The sequence below is a fragment of the Microbulbifer maximicatervae (SeqCode) genome (assembly GCF_052467325.1).
Genome location: NZ_CP174310.1, coordinates 3,592,050 through 3,611,859 on the forward strand (window position 1 = coordinate 3,592,050; position 19,810 = coordinate 3,611,859).

The 19,810-nt window shown below is 55.5% G+C and carries 20 protein-coding genes; 9 read left to right on the forward strand and 11 right to left on the reverse strand.

What is annotated here, in order from left to right; genetic code table 11:
• Nucleotides 1-51: 51 nt before the first annotated feature.
• On the reverse strand, nt 52-1,488 hold the full coding sequence (gene pyk / locus ACJJIE_RS16000; protein WP_444892315.1) for a pyruvate kinase: 1,437 nt from the start codon (nt 1,486-1,488) through the stop codon (nt 52-54).
• A gap of 177 nt (nt 1,489-1,665) precedes the next feature.
• On the opposite strand from pyk, the gene ACJJIE_RS16005 reads away from it, so the two are divergent.
• On the forward strand, nt 1,666-2,139 hold the full coding sequence (locus ACJJIE_RS16005; RefSeq protein ID WP_444892316.1) for an META domain-containing protein: 474 nt from the start codon (nt 1,666-1,668) through the stop codon (nt 2,137-2,139).
• A 64-nt stretch (nt 2,140-2,203) separates the two neighbouring features.
• Nucleotides 2,204-2,764, forward strand: coding sequence for an META domain-containing protein (locus ACJJIE_RS16010; RefSeq protein WP_444892317.1), 561 nt, complete (start codon nt 2,204-2,206; stop codon nt 2,762-2,764).
• Between the two features lie 90 nt (nt 2,765-2,854).
• Here the strand turns inward: ACJJIE_RS16010 and smrA are convergent, their stop codons facing one another.
• The 6 genes from smrA to ACJJIE_RS16040 all read right to left on the reverse strand — a co-directional run bounded on the left by smrA (nt 2,855) and on the right by ACJJIE_RS16040 (nt 6,262).
• Complete coding sequence (gene smrA / locus ACJJIE_RS16015) at nt 2,855-3,442, reverse strand: DNA endonuclease SmrA (protein ID WP_444892318.1); 588 nt, start codon at nt 3,440-3,442, stop codon at nt 2,855-2,857.
• 18 nt (nt 3,443-3,460) lie between these two features.
• Nucleotides 3,461-4,324, reverse strand: a complete 864-nt coding sequence (locus tag ACJJIE_RS16020) for an SDR family oxidoreductase (protein WP_444892319.1) — start codon at nt 4,322-4,324, stop codon at nt 3,461-3,463.
• Nucleotides 4,317-4,769, reverse strand: coding sequence for an acyl-CoA thioesterase (locus ACJJIE_RS16025; RefSeq protein ID WP_444892320.1), 453 nt, complete (start codon nt 4,767-4,769; stop codon nt 4,317-4,319). Before ACJJIE_RS16025 ends, ACJJIE_RS16020 begins: the two co-directional genes overlap by 8 nt.
• Nucleotides 4,770-4,902: 133 nt before the next feature.
• A complete protein-coding gene (gene secB, locus ACJJIE_RS16030) occupies nt 4,903-5,394 on the reverse strand; it encodes a protein-export chaperone SecB (RefSeq protein ID WP_444892321.1) in 492 nt (163 codons plus the stop codon).
• 160 nt (nt 5,395-5,554) lie between these two features.
• Nucleotides 5,555-5,815 (reverse strand): glutaredoxin 3, encoded by a 261-nt coding sequence (gene grxC / locus ACJJIE_RS16035; RefSeq protein WP_444892322.1) that lies wholly within the window; start codon nt 5,813-5,815, stop codon nt 5,555-5,557.
• 30 nt (nt 5,816-5,845) lie between these two features.
• Complete coding sequence (locus ACJJIE_RS16040) at nt 5,846-6,262, reverse strand: rhodanese-like domain-containing protein (RefSeq protein WP_282930770.1); 417 nt, start codon at nt 6,260-6,262, stop codon at nt 5,846-5,848.
• Between the two features lie 216 nt (nt 6,263-6,478).
• On the opposite strand from ACJJIE_RS16040, the gene gpmI reads away from it, so the two are divergent.
• The 3 genes from gpmI to ACJJIE_RS16055 all read left to right on the forward strand — a co-directional run bounded on the left by gpmI (nt 6,479) and on the right by ACJJIE_RS16055 (nt 10,884).
• Nucleotides 6,479-8,026, forward strand: a complete 1,548-nt coding sequence (gene gpmI / locus ACJJIE_RS16045) for a 2,3-bisphosphoglycerate-independent phosphoglycerate mutase (protein ID WP_444892323.1) — start codon at nt 6,479-6,481, stop codon at nt 8,024-8,026.
• A complete protein-coding gene (locus tag ACJJIE_RS16050) occupies nt 8,026-9,153 on the forward strand; it encodes a murein hydrolase activator EnvC family protein (protein ID WP_444892324.1) in 1,128 nt (375 codons plus the stop codon). Before gpmI ends, ACJJIE_RS16050 begins: the two co-directional genes overlap by 1 nt.
• Before the next feature lie 372 nt (nt 9,154-9,525).
• Entirely contained in the window at nt 9,526-10,884 is a 1,359-nt protein-coding gene (locus tag ACJJIE_RS16055; RefSeq protein ID WP_444892325.1) for a S41 family peptidase, read from the forward strand.
• 46 nt (nt 10,885-10,930) lie between these two features.
• On the opposite strand, the gene hisF is transcribed toward ACJJIE_RS16055, so the two are convergent.
• From hisF to hisB, 4 genes are read right to left on the reverse strand one after another with little or no spacing between them, the layout of a single operon-like run.
• On the reverse strand, nt 10,931-11,692 hold the full coding sequence (hisF, locus tag ACJJIE_RS16060) for an imidazole glycerol phosphate synthase subunit HisF (protein WP_282930766.1): 762 nt from the start codon (nt 11,690-11,692) through the stop codon (nt 10,931-10,933).
• On the reverse strand, nt 11,692-12,423 hold the full coding sequence (gene hisA, locus ACJJIE_RS16065; protein ID WP_413663754.1) for a 1-(5-phosphoribosyl)-5-[(5-phosphoribosylamino)methylideneamino]imidazole-4-carboxamide isomerase: 732 nt from the start codon (nt 12,421-12,423) through the stop codon (nt 11,692-11,694). Before hisA ends, hisF begins: the two co-directional genes overlap by 1 nt.
• 48 nt (nt 12,424-12,471) lie before the next feature.
• Entirely contained in the window at nt 12,472-13,125 is a 654-nt protein-coding gene (hisH, locus tag ACJJIE_RS16070; RefSeq protein WP_282930764.1) for an imidazole glycerol phosphate synthase subunit HisH, read from the reverse strand.
• Entirely contained in the window at nt 13,125-13,712 is a 588-nt protein-coding gene (hisB, locus tag ACJJIE_RS16075) for an imidazoleglycerol-phosphate dehydratase HisB (protein ID WP_282930763.1), read from the reverse strand. The genes hisH and hisB overlap by 1 nt, the downstream gene beginning before the upstream one ends.
• 101 nt (nt 13,713-13,813) lie before the next feature.
• Between hisB and ACJJIE_RS16080 the strand changes: the two genes are divergently transcribed.
• The 4 genes from ACJJIE_RS16080 to mutY all read left to right on the forward strand — a co-directional run bounded on the left by ACJJIE_RS16080 (nt 13,814) and on the right by mutY (nt 19,803).
• Complete coding sequence (locus ACJJIE_RS16080; protein ID WP_444892326.1) at nt 13,814-14,128, forward strand: hypothetical protein; 315 nt, start codon at nt 13,814-13,816, stop codon at nt 14,126-14,128.
• An 83-nt stretch (nt 14,129-14,211) separates the two neighbouring features.
• A complete protein-coding gene (locus ACJJIE_RS16085) occupies nt 14,212-16,302 on the forward strand; it encodes a TonB-dependent receptor (RefSeq protein WP_444892327.1) in 2,091 nt (696 codons plus the stop codon).
• Between the two features lie 176 nt (nt 16,303-16,478).
• Nucleotides 16,479-18,638: an AsmA family protein gene (locus tag ACJJIE_RS16090; RefSeq protein WP_444892328.1), complete on the forward strand. Its 2,160-nt coding sequence runs from the start codon at nt 16,479-16,481 to the stop codon at nt 18,636-18,638.
• Nucleotides 18,639-18,717: 79 nt separating this feature from the next.
• The gene (gene mutY, locus ACJJIE_RS16095) at nt 18,718-19,803 is read left to right on the forward strand and encodes an A/G-specific adenine glycosylase (RefSeq protein WP_444894775.1); all 1,086 of its coding nucleotides are present in this window, start codon (nt 18,718-18,720) and stop codon (nt 19,801-19,803) included.
• Nucleotides 19,804-19,810: the final 7 nt, after the last annotated feature.

The window sequence follows — 19,810 nt, forward strand, 5'->3', positions numbered from 1 at the left end:
GTGCGGGGTAGCTTATTATTACAATCAAACTTTGATACTTAGCAACACATATCAGGGCACTCGGACAATACGCAGGGTATCGGTGTGGCCACCAATGTCTTGTTGATAACCTCGAGATATCAGCACAAAATCTCCAGATATTAGCAGCTCTTTGTCCTGTAAATAAGAGATTGCCTTTTGATCCCTTAAGGGGCCGTCCATATTGGAGACATCCATTAATACGGGGTCAACACCGCTATAGAGGGCTACACGATTGCAGCACTTTTGATGCCGACAAAAAGCGTAGATAGGAATTAATGCACAAACTCTCGACATTAATAGCGCGGTATTTCCAGTTTCTGTCAGGCAAATAATGGCTTTAATTTCACGGCAATGATTCGCTATGATCATAGCGGCCATGGCAATACATGCATCACCCGCAGGATAATCACCGCGCAGGCTTTCCGGCGTGGAATAAATTTTCCGATGTTTTTCTGCTCCAAGAATAACTTCAGCCATATGCTTAACGGTTTCAATAGGATATTCACCTGCCGCCGTCTCAGCAGATAACATTACCGCATCAGTACCATCCAGTACTGCATTGGCCACATCGCAGACTTCCGCTCTAGTAGGCACAGGGCTTGAAATCATCGACTCCATCATTTGTGTCGCCGTAATAACTACCCGATTGAGATAACGGGCATAACTGATTAAATGTTTTTGTACTCCCATTAATTCTGCATCACCTATCTCTACAGCAAGATCTCCACGTGCTACCATAATGGCATCACTTGCTAAGATAAGTTTTTCCAGGCGAGCATCATTGGATACCGCTTCAGCCCTTTCAATTTTGGCAATAATATGTGCAGTGCCGCCCGCCTCTCTGAGTAACTTTCTCGCTTTGTGAATGTCACGAGCATCGCGAGGAAATGAAACAGCTAAATAATCTACCTGCAATTCTGCGGCGACCTTAATATCGCAGTGGTCTTTTTCTGTCAGTGCTGGCGCAGTAAGACCTCCACCTTGTTTGTTTATTCCTTTTCTATCCGATAACCAGCCACCATTTTCAACTTCAGTTTTTAATGACAGTCCAATAATTTTTTTGATTCGCAAACGCAACCGGCCGTCATCCAGTAACAGGCAGTCTCCCTCATTACAGTCTTCTGCGAGCGCTTCATAATCAACCCAGACACCTTCAGGACAGCCACTTTCTTTATCCCAGTCCGGGTCCAAAATAAATTCTTCACCTTTGCGCAGGTATATACGCCCATCAGTGAATTTCCCGACACGAATTTTTGGTCCCTGTAAATCTCCCAGCAAGGCAATATGTCGGCACTGACGTTCGGCCTCCTCACGGATGAATTTCGCTCTGCGCCGGTGGTCATCAATTTTTCCATGAGAGAAATTCAGGCGAACCATATCCACACCGGCTTTGATTAACTGCCGAAGCGTTTCTTCTTTATCGGTAGCTGGACCCAGGGTGGCAACAATCTTGGTGCGTCTAATCATATCGACGACCGTCCTTTAATCGATGGCCAAATACTATTTTTTTACATCAGTACAAGCATAGCTTGTCACTGCTGTCGTCTCGTCACTGCAGCCAACAACTAAGCTTTTGTAAAAGCCAGAAAGCGGCTAGCTTGGGTGTGGGCTGGAGAAGGGTCTGTGTTTGGGAGTTACTCGTCGATGAGTAGGTTGGTGCAAATATGGCTTCTGGGAGCCCTACTAGTTGTCGGCGGATGCCTAACAAATCAAATCGAAGAGGCCCAAGTTGTCCAATCCTCAGGTAGCATGGGTGCGGTCTGTGGTAAGAAGTGGCAGCTGGTACGCCTACGCGTCAAAGGTGGAGTAGTCGATATCCAGAGGCCGACTGACTTTACCTTTGTCTGCAATCTCCAAGGTAATGTTATGGGGAGGAGTGGTATAAACACCTACCGAGGTGAAATGCAGGTAACCGATAACGGACAGCTACTGTGGGATACCTCCAGCTTCGTCTCCACCAAGATGGGCGGCCCCGAGCCGTTGTTGCGGCAAGAGCATGCCTACCTCAGCGCCCTCGCCGCCACTCGACAGGCTTTTACTAAATCACGCGGTAGCCGTTTGATACTGCGTGACCCCTCCGGTGATATCTATATAGAATACGTAAAGGCCGGACCTTGAACGCCGCCACAGAAGACCTGTAAATTTTTAGGTTAAATGTCGCAAAAACAATGAGAACGACATCATGCCACGTCGTGCTTTTCACTTACTGCTGAGTATTGTCTTATGCAACCTGGTACTTGCAGGCTGCAGCACCCCCAATCCCCCCATTCCCCAACTACAGCGATCAGCATCATCTGCCTGCGATCATGAGTGGGTGCTATCAAGCTTGTACTACTCCGGGCGCACCTATGACTCAACCTTAAGCTGGAGCAGGTTTTGGCGAGATAGACCCTTCTTTAAATGCGACCGTTTTGGTTACGTCAGGGGCAATAGTGGTACCAATCCCTACCTCGGTCGATTTTCTCTCACTAGCAACGGAGCATTCACCTGGGAGCGAATTCCCGCTATTGCGCGTATGGGTGGCGCCCAGCCCAGTGATGAATTAGAGATCGATTACCTCAATGCCCTGAGGAAATCTGATTTGATAGTTATCGTGGGCACCAAAATGATGATCAGCAGTACCGATGGCAGCGCCCGAATTGAGTTTGAACAAGTAGACCGCAGCTACCGACAGGCACAGCCCTATAAAAAAGGCGACCCATTGGGTCGCCAGAATGACAATCAAGAAGAATCAAAAAGATGAGCTTTAGGAGTCTAAAAAAGCACTCTTGAGGGGAAAGCCTCAGCGGCGCATCTTAATTTGCATAAGTGACAGAAAAGTTACAAAAGAACCTTAACGGCGTTTTTGATGTATCTCCAGATTCTCCTGCCTTTTACGCTCACTCTTCCTCAGCAGCAGATAAGTTGCTCCCAAGCCACCGTGTTGGGGTTGAGCACTGTGAAAAGCCAGTACTTCGTGCAGTTGCGGCAACCAGTGATTGATACAGCTTTTCAATAACGCCGGTTGTTTTCGCCCCTCACCCTTACCGTGGGTAATCAGGGCACAGCGCACATCCGCTTCAACACAATCACGGATAAATTCCATTACGGCCCTGCGCGCCATCTCCACAGAATGGCGATGTAAATCCAGGCGCGCATCTATGCTGTATTTGCCCAGGCGCAAATTGCGATAGACCCCGTTTTGCACACCATCGCGCTTGAACTCCAACGGATCCCAGGGCTCTACCAAATCGATATATTCACCGGACAGGGGGTTCATTTCCCGCTCTGTCAGGCGCGTGGCAGCGGCACGGCGCTCCCGCAACATAGACTCAGATTGCTTCGGCTCCTTGCGCAAATTGACGCGGCGCTCCTGCGCCAGCGGTTTAACGTCTCCCATTTCACCGAGAGCGTCTTTAAATAATTTGCTGTCGCTGCTCACAAATACCCCCTGCCAGCGTCAGTCGAGAAATAAATCCTTGGTTAAATTGTCTGCATTGGCTGGATTGTGGGCATAACCGGTGAAATCCTTCACACCGCGCTCTGCCAACAGCTCTTCATCGATTAGCTGGCGACCACTCAAGGCAACATCTTTAGTCGCCAGTATCTCATAGGCCGCATCGGCCATAATTGAGGGCTTGCGGCTCTGCTCAAACATATCGCGACTACCCACTGCAAACTCAATCGCAGCAGTGGCCACCAGTGTGCGCGGCCACAAGGTGTTTACACTAATCCCCGCCTCTCGCAGCTCTTCTGCCAACCCCAAGCTGAGAATGGTCATGCCAAACTTTGACAGGGCGTAGGGGGCGAAGGGCCCCAGCCACTTGGGCTGGATATTCAGTGGTGGACACAGGCTGAGAATATGAGCGTTGTCAGCTTTTTTCAGATAGGGAGTCGCCAAGTGGGCGGTGAGATACACCGCGCGACTATTGATACTCTGCATCAGGTCATAGCGCTTCGGTGGTGTCGACTCAACATTGGTCAGGTTGATCGCACCCGCATTATTAATCACAGCATCGATGCCGCCAAATTTTTCGGCAGCCTCCGACATAGCCTGCTCGACTCGCTGCTCATCGCGTACATCTACCTGCAGGGCCAGTGCACTACCACCAGCTTTCTCAACTTCCTCCGCCACCGAGAAGATAGTTCCAGGCAACTTGGGATGAGGTTCTGCCGATTTAGCGGCAATCACAATATTGGCACCATCTGCCGCGCACTTAAGGGCAATCGCCCGGCCGATACCACGACTGGCACCAGTGATAAAGATGGTCTTGTCCTTAAGCGCCCCTGAATTGTTGGTCAGGGATACAAACTCTTCACTCATTTTTTTCAGCCTCCGGGGCAGTTACTGCCGGACTGTAAATTTCCTTGAAGATCGCCGGCATACGTTTTGGCTTGCCAGTGGAAAGCTCAATGCACACCATCCGCCATTCGGCCCGCAATACCAATGCCTTATCGGCGGCGCGAAACACCTGAAAGCGGCGAGTCATATTCAGACGCCCATCCACCTCAGTGAGCCAGGTGCCAAACAGCAATTCCTCCCCCTCTCTGGCCGCCAGTATATAGTCATACTCGCCATGACGAATTGCCATTCCCCGGTCAAGCTGCTGATAATTCGTGACATCCAGCCCCAGGGCTGCGCTGTGAGCCCAGGCGGTAGCCTCACACCAGCGCACATATTCCGCATTGTTGGCGTGACTCAGACCATCCACATGTTCGGCCCCAACCGTCACTTTGGTAATAAATGGGTTTGACAGATCCCACTGCATAAGCGGCTCCAGGTTTGTACTGCGGTTGCGAAGGGACAGTCAGTAAAAACGGAAGCTATCCCCGGGGAGATCACAGATATAAAAAAAGGCCCCGTAAGGGACCTTTCTATCGTGCCAGCTGCGCTAAAGCGAATTAGGCATTCGCTTTAGCACCTTCTGCTTCTTTCTGTGCCTTTTCAAGGGCATTAGCAAACAGCGCATCAAAGTTCACCGGCGGCAACATCAGTGCCGGGAAAGAACCTTTAACTACAGCGTTATCGATCACTTCACGGGCATAGGGAAACAGGATCTGTGGGCATGCAGTGTTCAGGGCCTGAGCCAGCTGTTGACCCTCTAGACCTTTGATACCGAACAAGCCAGCTTGTTTTACCTCTACCAGGAAAGCAGTGTCTTCTTCCAGCTTTACGGTGATAGTCAGGGTCAGAGCTACTTCGTACAGATCTTCGTCGATCTTCGCAGTCTTGGTGTTGAGTTCTTGATTAACCTGGGGCTTCCACTGCTTTTTAAAGACCTCAGCACCCATCGGGGTTTCAAAGGAGAGGTCTTTCAGGTAGATGCGTTGCATCGCAAATTGTACTTGTGGAGCCTCTGCGCTTGCCGCTGCGCCATTTAATTCTTCAGCCATGTTACAGCCTGTTCATTATAAAAAGTTTATTGATGCCTTCCCTGAGAAAGGCTCCGGTAATAACCCAACAGTTGGGGCCTCGCCAAAACGTTTCAAGGCCCGAACCGGATAAATAGCAAAAATTGGGGACCACATGTTGGCGGTCGCGTCAGTTTTCCACTTATCCCGCTGCTTTCAGCAATTTGTCGAGCTGACCACCGCGCTCCAACGCCATCAGGTCGTCGCAACCACCTACATGTTTATCGCCAATCCAGATCTGTGGCACCGAGCGGCGCCCCGCCTTGTCAGCCATTTCTGCGCGCAAACCGGGGTTATTGTCCACAGGAATTTCGCGATAGGCGACGCCCTTGCTATCCAGCAGCTGCTTGGCGCGAATACAGTAGGGGCAGAAACGGGTGGTATAAATGACAACATTCTGCATGACAAAACTCCGTCAAACTTATACTTCAGGTTAACCTTTGCCTTTAACGACAGGCAGGTTCTGGTTAGCCCACTCGCTCATTCCGCCCTGCAGGCGACGCACTTGGAAACCTTTCTGTTTCAGCATGCGCCCGACCGGACCGGCGTGCTGCCCCATCTTGTCAGCGACAATAATGGTCTTGTCTTTAAACGGTTCCAGCTCGGCAATGCGCTCAGCCACATCCCCGTGGGGAATATGCAGGGAGTCGACAATATGACCGGCAGTGAACTCGCTGCGATCGCGAATATCCAACACCTTGGCCCCATCGCTATTGATCAGCTTGGTCACTTCATGAAGTGATGCCGGCTCGCCAGACTTGAATCGCTCAGTCAAAACAAATGCGTAAAGCAATGCCACAAGCAGGCCGACCAACAGCCACTGCTCAGCTAAAAAGTCGAGAAAATCCACTTCGCCCCCAAAATCCTCAAGTGGTAATCAATAGGGCGCTACGGCGCCCAATGCCGGCGGGAGTATACACGATCATGGCGAAATTCTAATCAACCAAATCCCTCCGCCCCAGCCTCTTTGTAATCCGGCTTAAGCTAAATAACATGGTGAAATACCAGCCCCACAGGTTAAAATCCGCGTCCGCAATTTAACCCTTGGAAGAGGAATACTGTCGCTATGGCCGCTACGCAAGCCCCGCAAAAACGCCCCCTGGTCCTGCTGATTCTGGACGGCTTCGGCCACAGCGACAATCCCGAGCACAATGCGATTCACGCAGCCAAGTCTCCGGTCTGGGACAATATCTGGGCGACCCGCCCAAAAACCCTGATCCAGACCTCCGGTATGGCGGTGGGCCTGCCCGATGGACAAATGGGCAACTCGGAAGTCGGCCATATGACACTGGGTGCCGGTCGAGTGGTCTACCAGAACTTCACCCGGATCAACAAAGCCATCCAGGACGGCGACTTCTTCCGCAATACCGCTTACACCACTGCGGTCGATAAGGCTATCGCCAAAAACGGCGCCGTCCATATTATGGGACTCCTGTCCGAAGGCGGCGTACACAGCCACGAAGACCATATTGTCGCCATGATAACCCTGGCGGCACAGCGCGGCGCCCGCGCTATTTATGTACACGCATTTCTCGATGGCCGCGACACCCCACCGCGCAGTGCCGAACCCTCCCTGGCGCGCCTGATGCAGGTGTGTGACTCCGTCGGCAATGCCCATATGGCTACCCTGGCCGGGCGCTACTTCGCCATGGATCGCGACCAGCGCTGGGAGCGCACCGAGTCCGTTTACGACATGCTGACCCTGGGTACAGCAGAGCACAGTGCCAGTGATGCCCTGGCAGGACTGGCCTCGGCCTATGAGCGCGGTGAAAACGATGAATTTGTCGCGCCAACGGTGATTGGCGAGCCCGCTCCCATCCAAGACGGCGATGCCCTTATCTTTATGAATTTCCGCCCGGATCGCGCGCGCCAGTTAACCCGCGCTTTTACCGAGCAGGACTTCAGCGGCTTCGAGCGCAAAGCCAAGCCGCAGCTGGCGGACTTCGTCATGACGACCGAATACGCTGCCGATATCCACGCCAGCTGTGCCTTCCCGCCAGAAAACCTGGTCAACTCCCTCGGCGAGTACTTGTCTGCAGAGGGCAAAACCCAGCTGCGCATCGCCGAGACAGAGAAGTACGCCCACGTTACCTTCTTCTTCAGCGGCGGCCGCGAAGAGCCCTACAACGGCGAAACCCGCGAACTGATCAAGTCACCGGATGTGGCCACCTATGATCTGCAACCGGAAATGAATGCGCCAATTGTCACTGACAAACTGGTAGCGGCGATTGAGAGCGGCGAGTACGACGCCATTATCTGCAACTACGCCAACGGCGATATGGTCGGCCATACCGGTGTTTTCGAGGCGGCAGTAAAAGCCGTCGAAGCCCTGGACCAGTGTGTAGAGCGCGTCGTAAACGCCGCTCTGGCTGCCGGCGGCGAAGTGCTGATAACTGCCGACCACGGCAATGTGGAAGAAATGTTCGACGCAAACTCCGGCCAGGTCAGCACCCAGCACTCCACTCTGCCGGTGCCTTTTGTTTATATCGGCGAGCGCAATGTGCAAATGTGTGACGGAGGTAGTCTGGCGGATGTAGCACCAACCATGTTAGCGTTGATGGATCTGCCACAGCCGACGGAAATGACCGGCCAAAGTTTGGTAAAAATGGACTGATGAAAACTCTCGTACTCCTCCTGATCACACTGATTTCCCTACCCGCCTGGAGCCAGGCAGAGGGAGATGAGCAGGCGCGCCTGGCGCAAATCAAGCAACGCATTGAGTCCCTGCAACAGGAACTCAACCAGGTGCGAGGCCAGCGCGACCAATTGCTCAAGGATTTGGAAGAGAACGAGAAAGATATTTCCGGGCTGCACCAGCGCATAGACAAGATCAAACAGGATATGCGCAGCCGCTCGGACAAGCTGCGCGAACTCCAGCAGGAACAGCAGCAACTGCAGGAGTCGCGACGAAGTATGCAGCGGCGGGTCGAGCAGGAGATCGCCGCCGCATACCGACTAGGCCGACAGGAGCAGATCAAGCTCCTTCTCAACCAGCAAGATCCACAGAACGTCGCCCGCCATCTCCGCTACCACGATTACTTCCTCCAAGAACGCAGCCGTATCATAGACGCTTACCTGGAAACCCTCACCTCACTGGAAACCGTATCCGTCTCCATTGAGCGCGAGCGCGAAACCTTGAAAGCCGAGCGAGAGCAGCTGCAGAAACGCCAGAGCAAACTGCGCGTCGCACAGCAGAATCGCAAGGACACGCTGGATAAACTGGCGGCGCGGCTCTCCAATGGCAGCGGTGAACTCAAGCAGCTCCAAGGGGATCGCACACGCCTGCAAAAATTGATCGACGAAGTAGGTCGCGCCATCGCCTCACTGGTAAACCCCAGCGAGCAAAAGCCCTTTGCGCGCCAGCGGGGCAAGATGCAGTGGCCGGTTGATGGCCGCCGCGCCAATGCCTATGGACAGCGCCGCGCCAATGGCATCACCTGGAAAGGTGTCACCTTGCGCGCCAATGAGGGAGAGCCGGTGCGGGCAATTCACCGCGGCCGCGTGGTTTTCTCCGATTACCTGCGCGGCCACGGCATGCTGGTTATCTTGGATCATGGAGAGGAGTACATGAGTCTCTACGCCCACAACCAGTCCCTCACCCGCAATATTGGCGAGTGGGTGGAAAGTGGTGACACCATCGCTCGGGTTGGCAATAGCGGTGGACTCAGCCATAGCGGTGTTTACTTCGAAATTCGCCACCGGGGTAAAGCGCAGGACCCTACGGTTTGGTGCAGCTCCTGATCGGGGCTGGCACAGAGGGCATAATACGAGGCGTAAAATCCCGTGCATTTTCCACACACCCGTTATAGAGCCCCCTCGCAAATCACAGCGATCGGGATTACACACCCGCCTAATGCTCTCCACTTCATCTCACGACTCCCGCCGCTGTGCTAATTAAATGAGAAAGCACCACGACGAAAAGCTGCGGAGTAGCGGCTTTTTTATCGCCAAAAGAGAATAAGAGCGGGAGCCAACCCAGGTGTAAGACCCCTGGGCTTATGACGACTAAGATCGTGACACTGTAGAATTTGGCGTCCGCTTAGAATCCCTGCCAATCTCTGCGGTCTACACTTTCGCAAAGCAGCGAAGAAATAAGGCAGAGGTCACAACAACATGTTTATCCCCAAGGCGCTGACAACCTTGATCGGCGCAGCCGCTCTGACAGCCCTGCCTTTAATGGGTTTGACCGACGGCGATAGCCATTCCCAGGTGGCTGCAGACACTGAAGCCCGCCTGCCGCTGGAAGACCTGCGCAGCTTTGCCAAAGTTTTCGAGCAAATTCGCAAGGGCTATATCGAGGAAGTGGACGACCGCACCCTGCTGGAATACGCCATCAAGGGTATGCTGCAAGGCCTGGACCCTCACTCCTCCTACCTTGATCGCCGCTCCTTTGACGATTTACAAGCCAACACCACCGGTGAATTTGCCGGCCTCGGGATCGAGGTAGGCATCGAAAACGACCATATCACCGTCGTCACCCCCATGGACGACACCCCCGCCTCCCGCGCTGGCCTCAAGGCCGGCGATGTCATACTGCGCCTGTCGGGCAAATCCATGAAGGGCGTGAGCCTGGATGAAGCGGTGGAGTGGATGCGCGGGCCCAAAGGAAGCAGTGTCACTCTGACCATCGCTCGCAAAGGATTTAAAGAACCTTTCGATGTCACTCTCAAGCGGGACACCGTGCGCGTGCGCAGTGTGCGCAGCAAAGTCCTCGACGATGGCTACGGTTATCTGCGCATCAGCCAGTTCCAGCTGGACACCGGCGCCGATGTGGCCGACGAGCTGATCAAGTTGCAGAAGAAAGGCGCACTGAAAGGGCTGGTTATCGACCTGCGCAACAACCCCGGTGGCGTGCTGCAATCCTCGGTGGAAGTAGCGGATGCATTTTTGGAAGAGGGCCTGGTGGTCTACACCGAAGGTCGCAATGAAGCCGCCAACCTGAGCTATTCCGCCGAGCCGGGCGATTTAACCGAAGGCGCTCCGCTGGTTGTATTAATCAACGCGGGCTCCGCCTCTGCAGCAGAAATTGTCGCCGGCGCCCTACAGGACCACCGCCGCGCAGTGGTGATGGGCACCGACAGCTTCGGCAAGGGCTCGGTCCAAACGGTAATCCCTATCAATAATGAGCGCGCCATCAAGCTGACAACCGCGCTCTACTTCACTCCCAATGGCCGCTCAATCCAGGCCCAGGGCATCACACCAGATATCGTGGTAGAGCGGGTGAAAGTCACCCGCTTGGACGACTCTCCCAGACCCACTGAAGCGGATTTGGCAGGGCATCTGGACAACGGTAACGGTGGTGCCGACCGGACTTCTGAAGACCGCTCGAGAGAACAGGAAGAACGGGAAGACTGGATGGATCGTGACAATCAAATCTTCGAAGCCCTCAATGTACTCAAGGGCCTCAATCTCTACGCTCACAGGGACAGGGGTTTACGCGAGCGCCTTGCCCGCGCAGACGAACAGCAGTAGCAGAGTGCGGCGGGCCCAGGGCCCGCCGTGCAAGACCTACACCGACCTACAAGCGCATTTCAATCCCAGCGCTGTGCATAAACGCTTTCGCCTCAGCAATGGTGTACTCGCCAAAGTGGAAGATACTCGCAGCCAATACCGCATCCGCACCGCCGTGCAATACGCCATCCGCCAGGTGCTGTAGATCTCCCACACCACCGGAAGCAATGACTGGCACTTGAACCGCCTCGGTAACTGCCCGGGTCAGGGCCAGGTCAAAACCGTTCTTGGTGCCGTCGCGATCCATACTGGTCAGCAGGATTTCGCCGGCACCGTATTCGGCCATCTGCCGGGCCCAGGCCACTGCATCAATGCCAGTGGGCTGGCGCCCGCCATGAGTGAAGATCTCCCAGCGGCCCTCTCCCACCTGTTTGGCATCAATGGCCACCACAATACACTGGCTGCCAAAGCGTTCGGCGGCCTCGCGTACAAACTCGGGATTTTTCACCGCCGCTGAATTGATTGCAGTCTTGTCCGCACCGGCATTCAGCAGATTGCGGATATCTTGCAAGGTGCGCACACCGCCGCCGACAGTGAGGGGGATAAACACCTCGTGGGCCATTTTCTCCACGGTGTGCAGGATGGTATCGCGCTGCTCATGGGTGGCGGTGATATCGAGGAAAGTGACTTCATCCGCGCCCGCTTCGTTGTAGCGGCGGGCAATTTCCACCGGGTCGCCGGCATCGCGGATATCGACAAAGTTAACACCTTTCACCACGCGGCCGTTGTCCACATCCAGACAGGGAATAATACGTTTCGCCAGAGCCATTATTTGTTCCGTTGGTCGCAAAGCTGCTGCGCTTCGCGCAGGTTCAACTTGTCTTCGTAGATCGCCCGGCCGGTAATCGCACCGTAGATTTCACCGGCATCCAACAGCTGTTCAATGTCCTCAATGCTGCTGACACCGCCGGAGGCAATAATAGGCACCTGCACTGCGCGGGCCATTTCCAGAGTCGCCTCAATATTGACGCCTTGCATCATCCCGTCGCGGGCAATATCTGTATAAACAATAGAGCTGACGCCACAATCGGCAAAGCGCTTGGCCAGTTCTGTCGCCTTCAGCTCGGAGACCTCAGCCCAGCCCTCAGTAGCCACCAAGCCATCTTTGGCATCGAGCCCGACAATAATATGGCCCTCAAACTCGCGACACGCCTCTTCCACCAGCTTGGGATTTTTTACCGCCGCAGTGCCGATAATCCCCCACTGCACACCGGCATCCAGATAGCGCTCGATAGTGTGCAAATCGCGAATTCCTCCGCCAATTTGCACCGGTAAATCGGGAAACTGTTTGGCGATAGCAGTTACCGCTTCACCGTTCACCGGGTTGCCGGCGAAGGCGCCGTTCAAATCCACCAGGTGCAGTCGCTTGGCTCCCTCGTTCACCCAATGCTGAGCTGTAGCCAGGGGATCATCGGAAAATACAGTGGCGTCATCCATCTCGCCCTGGCGCAGGCGCACGCATTGGCCGTCTTTTAAATCTATCGCGGGAATTACAATCATGTCTTTTCTTACGTCGGCAGTAATTTCAGTGTGATCGGTGAGCTGGGTCTATTGGGCCCGGCCGTTCCAGTGGACAAAGTTCTTTAGCAGCTGCAAGCCAGCCTCGGCACTCTTCTCCGGGTGGAACTGGGTGGCGAAGATATTCTCCCTGGCAACTGCGGCAGCCAGGGGAATGCCGTATTCGGCTTGCCCGGCAATATCCGGATTTTCAGCAGCCGGCACATAGTAGCTGTGGACAAAGTAGAAACGACTGCCATCGGCAATATCGGCCCACAGGGGGTGCGGCTGACGCTGCTGAACACTGTTCCAGCCCATATGGGGCACCTTGAGCCGTTCAGCACTCTGCGCCGGGGGAATGTTGTCGCCGAAGAATTTCACCGGCTCCGGGAAAATCCCCAGGCAATCAACGCCATTATTCTCCTCGCTGTGGTGCATCATAATCTGCATACCCACACAGATACCCAGCACCGGGGTACCCACACTGATGGCCTCGCGAAGCAGCGGCGAAAAACCCGCCTCGACAAACCCTGCCATACAATCCCGAATGGCACCCACACCGGGCACCACCAGGCGCTCTGCGCCCTCGGCCTGCTCCGGAGTTTGTGCCAGCACCACCTCGGCCTCCGGCGCCACCTTGTTCAGGGCGCTGGCCACCGAGTGCAGGTTGCCCATACCGTAATCGAGTACCGCAATCTTACCCATCACAAGACTCCTTTGGTGGAGGGCATGGTGCCGGCCATACGGGGGTCCGGGGTCAACGCCATACGCAGGGCGCGGCCAAAGGCTTTAAATACAGTTTCCACCTGATGGTGAGCGTTGTGGCCACGCAGGCAGTCAATATGTACGGTTACCAGCGCGTGATTGACGAAGCCCTGGAAGAACTCAAAAAACAGTTCGGTATCAAAGTTGCCGATCCTCTTCTGGGTGAAAGGCACATCCATAACCAGGCCGGGCCGCCCGGAGAAGTCGATTACGACCCGGGAAAGCGCCTCATCCAATGGGACATAGCTGTGGCCGTAACGGGTCATCCCCTTTTTATCTCCCAGCGCTTCGGTAATGGCTTTGCCCAGGGTAATGCCGATATCTTCCACCGTATGATGGTCATCGATATGAATATCGCCATCGCAGCTAATGTCCATGTCGATCATGCCGTGGCGGGCAATTTGATCGAGCATATGCTCCAGGAAAGGAACCCCAGTCGCGAACTTGCCATGACCTTGGCCGTCCAGGTTAACGCTGACTTGAATCTTGGTTTCCAGGGTGTCACGGGTGACGCTAGCTGTACGCATCGAAAGCGATCCTTATTTGCACGATAAGACAGAGGGCGCAAATTATAGGATGAATGACATCCCCTGTGGCTCTCTAGTGTCAGATGAAACTTGATTCGTAATTGTTTAGCCCTATCATGCACCGCATGGTTACTCTAAAGCGCCGAAAATCCCATTACTGGGCCAGCCTGTTCCTGTTACTCGCCGTAGTAGCAGCTCAGCCGCTGTGGGCGGAGCACTTCCACCTGGGCAATACCCAGGTAGAGATGTGTGACCTGTGTTGCATGCATTCACCTGCAGCACTCGGCAGCGAGCCATTGCTCGTACAGGCTGAGCCCCAAAGTCACTACGAACGGCCCTCTGCGCCAACCGCGCGCGATTGCCAGCCAGAGCGCCAGAGTGCGCGCGCCCCTCCTTTCTTCCTGTCACTCAGCTAACACCCAAAAACCGATATTTTTTTAGTGAATGCCCGCGCTGGAGCGCGTATGGCATTGTCCGCCTGTGACAGGAATAAAAAACAATGACTAAGTTCAATACTTTGGCCCTGGCTATTGCCAGCTTGGCCGTGCCCGCTATTTGCGCTGCGGAAGACAGCAACAAACTGGAAGAAGTTAACGTCACCGTATCTCCCTTGGATAAGCCCGCCGACGCAGTAGCTGCCCCGGTATCGGTGCTCTCCGGCGAGACCCTGCGCAAAGCCGCTTCCGCCACCCTGGGCGAAACCCTGAAGAACCAGCCGGGTGTGGCCAACGCCTCCTTTGGCAGTGGCGTGGGCCTACCGGTTATTCGCGGCCAGAGCGCCAACCGGGTGAAGATCCTGAACGATAACCTGGATGTCTCTGACGCCTCCAACACCAGCGCCGATCACGCTGCCAGTATCGAACCTCTACTGGCGGAGCACATCGAGATACTGCGTGGACCGGCGGCACTACGCTACGGCAGCGGCGCTATCGGTGGGGTGGTAAATATTATCGACGGTCGCATCCCCACTGAGGTACCCGAGGAAGTTGAAGGCGCGGTTGAGATGCGCCACGACACTGCCAACAGCCAGGATGCCTCGGTATTCCGCTTTACCGGCGGTGCCGGGCAGCTGGCCTGGTACTTTGACGGTGTCTACCGCGAGAACGATGACACTGAAATCCCCGGCCTCGCTATTGTCGAGCATGAGGAACACGAAGAGCACGACGAGGACGAAGGCGAGCACGAGGAAGAGTTCAACACCGACGGCTACGTCGGCAATACCAACGCCCGCGCCCACAGCTACAGCGGCGGTGTTTCCTGGATCACTGAAAGTGGCTTTATCGGCCTGTCAGTAAACAAGCTTGAGAATAATTACGGTATCCCCCTCGGCACTCACGAGCACCATCACGAAGAGGACGATCACGAGGAACACGAAGAGCATGAGGAGGAGAGCGAAGTCGAAGCCGTGCGAATCGATATGGCGCAGACTCGCTACGACCTCAAAGGCGAGCACCGCTTCAACAGCAACTATTGGGACAAGTTGCGCCTGCGTATCGGCTATAACGACTACGAGCACGTAGAGTTGGAGGAAGGTGAACCCGGTACCCGCTTTACCAATGAAGCCTGGGAAAGTCGCTTGGAAATCACCCACGACAACGATAGCGAGTGGCGCGGTGCTTACGGCCTGCAGTTGTCCGATAAAGACTTTGCCGCAGTGGGCGACGAAGCCTTTATCCAGCCCTCCCGCACCCGCAGCGCCGGACTCTTTACCATGAAAGAGCGCGAGTGGGGCAGCTGGCACCTGGACCTGGGCGCGCGTATTGAGCTTGTCGATATCGACCCGGAAACCGCAGAGGATCGCGACTTTAATCTGTTCAGCACCAGTGCCACGCTGCAGTACTTCCTGCAAGAGCATCAACATATCAGTGTCGGCGTCACCCACTCCGAGAGAGCCCCGGTAGCCGAAGAACTGTTCGCCGACGGTGAGCACCTGGCCGAGTCCCGCTACCTGATCGGTAACAGCGAACTGGACAAAGAGCGCTCCTTCAACCTGGAGTTGGGTTACCACCACCACAACGAAGCAGCCAGCGGCTGGCACGCAGCACAGATTGAAGCCAGTGTCTTTTACAACCGCATCGGCGACTACATCTATTCGCAGAACACCGGTCTTGAGGACGAAGAAGAGCTGCCTATTTACGCCTATGCCAATCGCGATGCCACCTTCTACGGTGCTGAAGCCTCGGTGAAATTTCCCCTGCGCAGTAACCTTTACCTGACCCTGTTTGGCGATGTTGTTCGCGCAAGCTTCGATGAAGATATTACCGGCGAAAGCTCCGACGTTCCCCGCATGCCTCCCCTGCGCCTGGGTCTCGCCCTGGGGGCGGAATACGACCAGTGGGGCTGGGAGTGGCGCACGACTGAAGCTGCGGACCAGGATCGCGCCGGTGCCTACGAAGAGGAAACTGACGGCTACACTCGCATGGACCTGAGTGCCCACTACAACCTCAATATCGGCAGCAGCAATGCGGTGATCTTCGCCAGTGCCCGCAACCTGCTCGACGAAGAAATTCGCAACTCCACCTCTCTGCTGCGCGATTACGCTCCCGAAGCGGGCCGCAGTGTCGAAGCCGGTGTGCGGTTTATTTTCTAATAAACACCTGCTTCAATGGCCCCGCAGCGCTTTCCCAGCCTCGCGGGGCTGTATCTCCTACAATTCCGGCATACCCTCTACGTAGAAGTGCGCGGGAACATCTAGCCGCGCTGTGACGTCTGACATGTAGTATTACATGACTCACTTTCTGTAAATAAACAGGGACAATGCACTCCATGGCCTGGATCAAGCGCACTTTTATCGCTCTTTTGATCGTCTTCCTGCTTCTCGCCGGCGCCGTCGCTTGGCTACTCGCAGGGCTCGATATCAACCAGTACAAACCGCAGCTGGAAAAGCTCGCCGCCAAGCAGGGCATCTCCCTGCAGCTCGAAGGCGATATCGGCTGGCAGCTGTGGCCCAAGCTCGGCCTGCAACTGGAAGACGTTCAACTTGCACCGCTAAAACTGCCAAAGCAGACTCTGGTCAAGGCGGATAAAATTGCCATCGGTGTCGCTCTCAAACCTCTTCTACAGCGCAAAGTGGAAGCTGAAGAAATCGTCCTGGTGGCTCCGCAAATTGAGCTCACCGTTGACAAGGAGGGACGCGGTAACTGGGAACTGATCAGCGAGGCCCTGGAAGCGCAGAGCAAGCAACCTCCCAAACTCTCCATCCCCAAGGAACAGGAAGAGCCTTCACAACAACAGGTCGACCTGAGTCTGCAAAAGCTGCGTATCGAGAAGGGCGTGGTGCTCTACAGCGATGCCCAGACCAGCAAAGAGTACAAAGTCCAAGACCTGCAGGTAAGCGTTATCAACCTGGTGCCGGGTGGCGAGCCGGGCAAACTCACTGCCGCAGCAGACCTTACCGGCAGCGACCTCAAACACCCGCTGAAGCTTAAAATTGATAGCACCCTCGCCCTGGATGAGGGCCTCAATGGGCTGCGCCTGCAACCGCTACAAGTAGACCTCACCTCTGAGAACAGCGCCAAGGCCAGCCTGCATATGCGCGGCTACCTGCGCAGGGACAGCAACACCCAGCCCTGGCGTATACAACTAAACGTCAACGCCAATGCCGACCCTCTGCGCCCCTGGTTTGAACTGACGGGCACCGAAATCGATACCCGCGATAAAGCGGCACTGCAAAAGCTGAGTATCGAAGCGAGTGTGGAAGGTACAGAGCAAAAGCTCGACCTAACACCGCTGCAATTGAAACTGGACGACGTCACCTTTAGCGGCAACGCCCAGTTGCGCAACGCAGAAATGCCCGGGCTGGACCTGAACCTGCGCGGCGGCGCCTTTAATCTGGATAACTATCTGCCCCCTTCGAACGAAGATGAGGCTGGAGCCGCTTCGGCGGAACAAACCGAGGGAGTGGAAGCACAGAGTGCGCAAGCTCCTGCCGCTGAAAGCAAAAAGCCGGGAGAGCAGGCGACACAGAGTGATCAAACTGAAACCGCAGAAAAACCAAAGAGAACAGTAGCAGCCAAGCCGCCCGCGGCAGAACCCCTGCCACTGAGCGACCTGCGCGGCTTCAACGCCAATATCAGCCTGGCACTGGACCAACTGCAAGCCGCTGACCTGCAAATGGACAGCCCGGAAATCCAACTCACCGTGGATAACGGCCTGTACCGCCTGCAAAAATTGAGCGCCGATATCTATGGTGGCCAGCTGAACACGAATGGCCAGCTCAACGCTCGCGCCCAGTCCGCCGAGGCGCAAATGCGCGGCGGTCTCACCAATGTCGATATTGGCAAGATCCAGGCCGCCCTCTTCCCCAGTGAAGATGTCCAGCTGGCCGGAGAAGCCAGCGTTAACTGGAGCGCCAGCACCAAAGGCAAAACATCCACAGCCCTAGAGAAAAACCTGCGCGCCTCCATTGAGGTTTCCAGTAAGGAAATGTCGATTTCTCCATTCAACCTGGAGAAAAACATGTGCCAGCTGTTCAGCTACACAGAAAATACCGAAATGCCCACCCGGGACTGGCCCAACAGCACCGGACTGCAGGACCTTCGCGCCACCATCGCGGTGAAAGGCGACCAGGTAGATGTGAGCGAAATTCTCGCCGGGATCGAAAATATCGCCCTGACCGGTGACGGAGAGGTGGACCTGAAGAAACAGGACTTCGACTTCAAGCTCGGCCTGGCCCTGGTGGGCGAGAGCACCTCCGCCGACGGCTGTACCGTGCGCAACAAGCGCTGGCGCAATCGCCCGCTGCCACTGCGCTGCAAGGGCGACTTCGACGATGTGAACATCAGCACCTGTAAACCCGACAGTCGCCGCCTCGACGACTTGCTGCGGGAAGAACTGAAGCACAAAGCCGAAAAGAAATATGGCGATAAAGTTGAAGAAAAGGTCGACGAACTGAAAGAAAAATTGAAAAATCTCTTCGGCCGCTAAGGCCCCGCTAAAGTGCACCGGGGTCCACCCGGTGCACAACTCCAGCGTTCAACCACAGATTCCAGCCCGCAGTATCCCCATGACCCCAAAGCAGTTCCAAAATGCCGTCCTGAAATGGTTCGACAAACACGGGCGCAAAGACCTGCCCTGGCAGCAGGACATCAACCCCTATCGGGTTTGGGTGTCCGAAATCATGCTGCAACAGACCCAGGTCACCACGGTGATTCCCTACTTTGAGCGCTTTATGCAAAGCTTCCCCACCCTGGAAAGCCTCGCCCGCGCGCCTCAGGACAAAGTCCTGGCTCACTGGAGCGGCCTCGGCTACTACGCCCGCGCCCGCAACCTGCACAAGTGCGCCCAGACGGTGTTAGAGGAATACGGCGGGGAGTTTCCCCAGGACGTAGAGGAACTGACCGAATTGAGCGGCATAGGCCGCTCCACCGCTGGCGCTATTGCCAGTATCAGTATGGGACTCAGGGCGCCGATCCTAGATGGCAACGTCAAACGGGTGCTGGCCCGCTTTCACGCCGTGGAGGGCTGGCCCGGACAGACCGCAGTTGCCAATCAACTGTGGCAACTGGCCGAGACCTACACCCCAAACCAACGCGTTAACGACTACACCCAGGTGATGATGGACCTGGGTGCCACCCTGTGCACCCGCTCGAGACCACGCTGCGAGGAGTGCCCGGTAAAAAAATCCTGTCTGGCTCACGCCCAGGGCAACCCACAGGATTACCCCGGCAAGAAACCGCGCAAGGAAAAGCCGGTGCGCAGCGCCACCCTGCTCTTGCTTGAACACAAAGGTGAGATCTACCTGGAACAGCGCCCGCCCAGCGGCATCTGGGGCGGACTCTGGAGCCCACCTGAAGCCGACAATAGCAGCGACTGGCTCAAGGCAAAGCGCTGGCGTGCCAGTGACGTCCAAACCCTGCCGACCCTGCGACACACCTTCACTCACTTTCACCTGGATATTTCCCCGGTGTGGGTACAACTGAGCAAAGTCCCAGCACAGGTGGCGGAGAGCGGCGCTGGCTGGTATAAACTGCGGCGTTTAAACCGCCCTCGTGCGGCCCAGGAACTGGGGCTACCCGCCCCTATCGTCAAGCTGGCAAAACAACTACTGGCGCTGCAGGCTCCCCTGCTCGCGCCGACCACTGCCGACTAAAACCAGG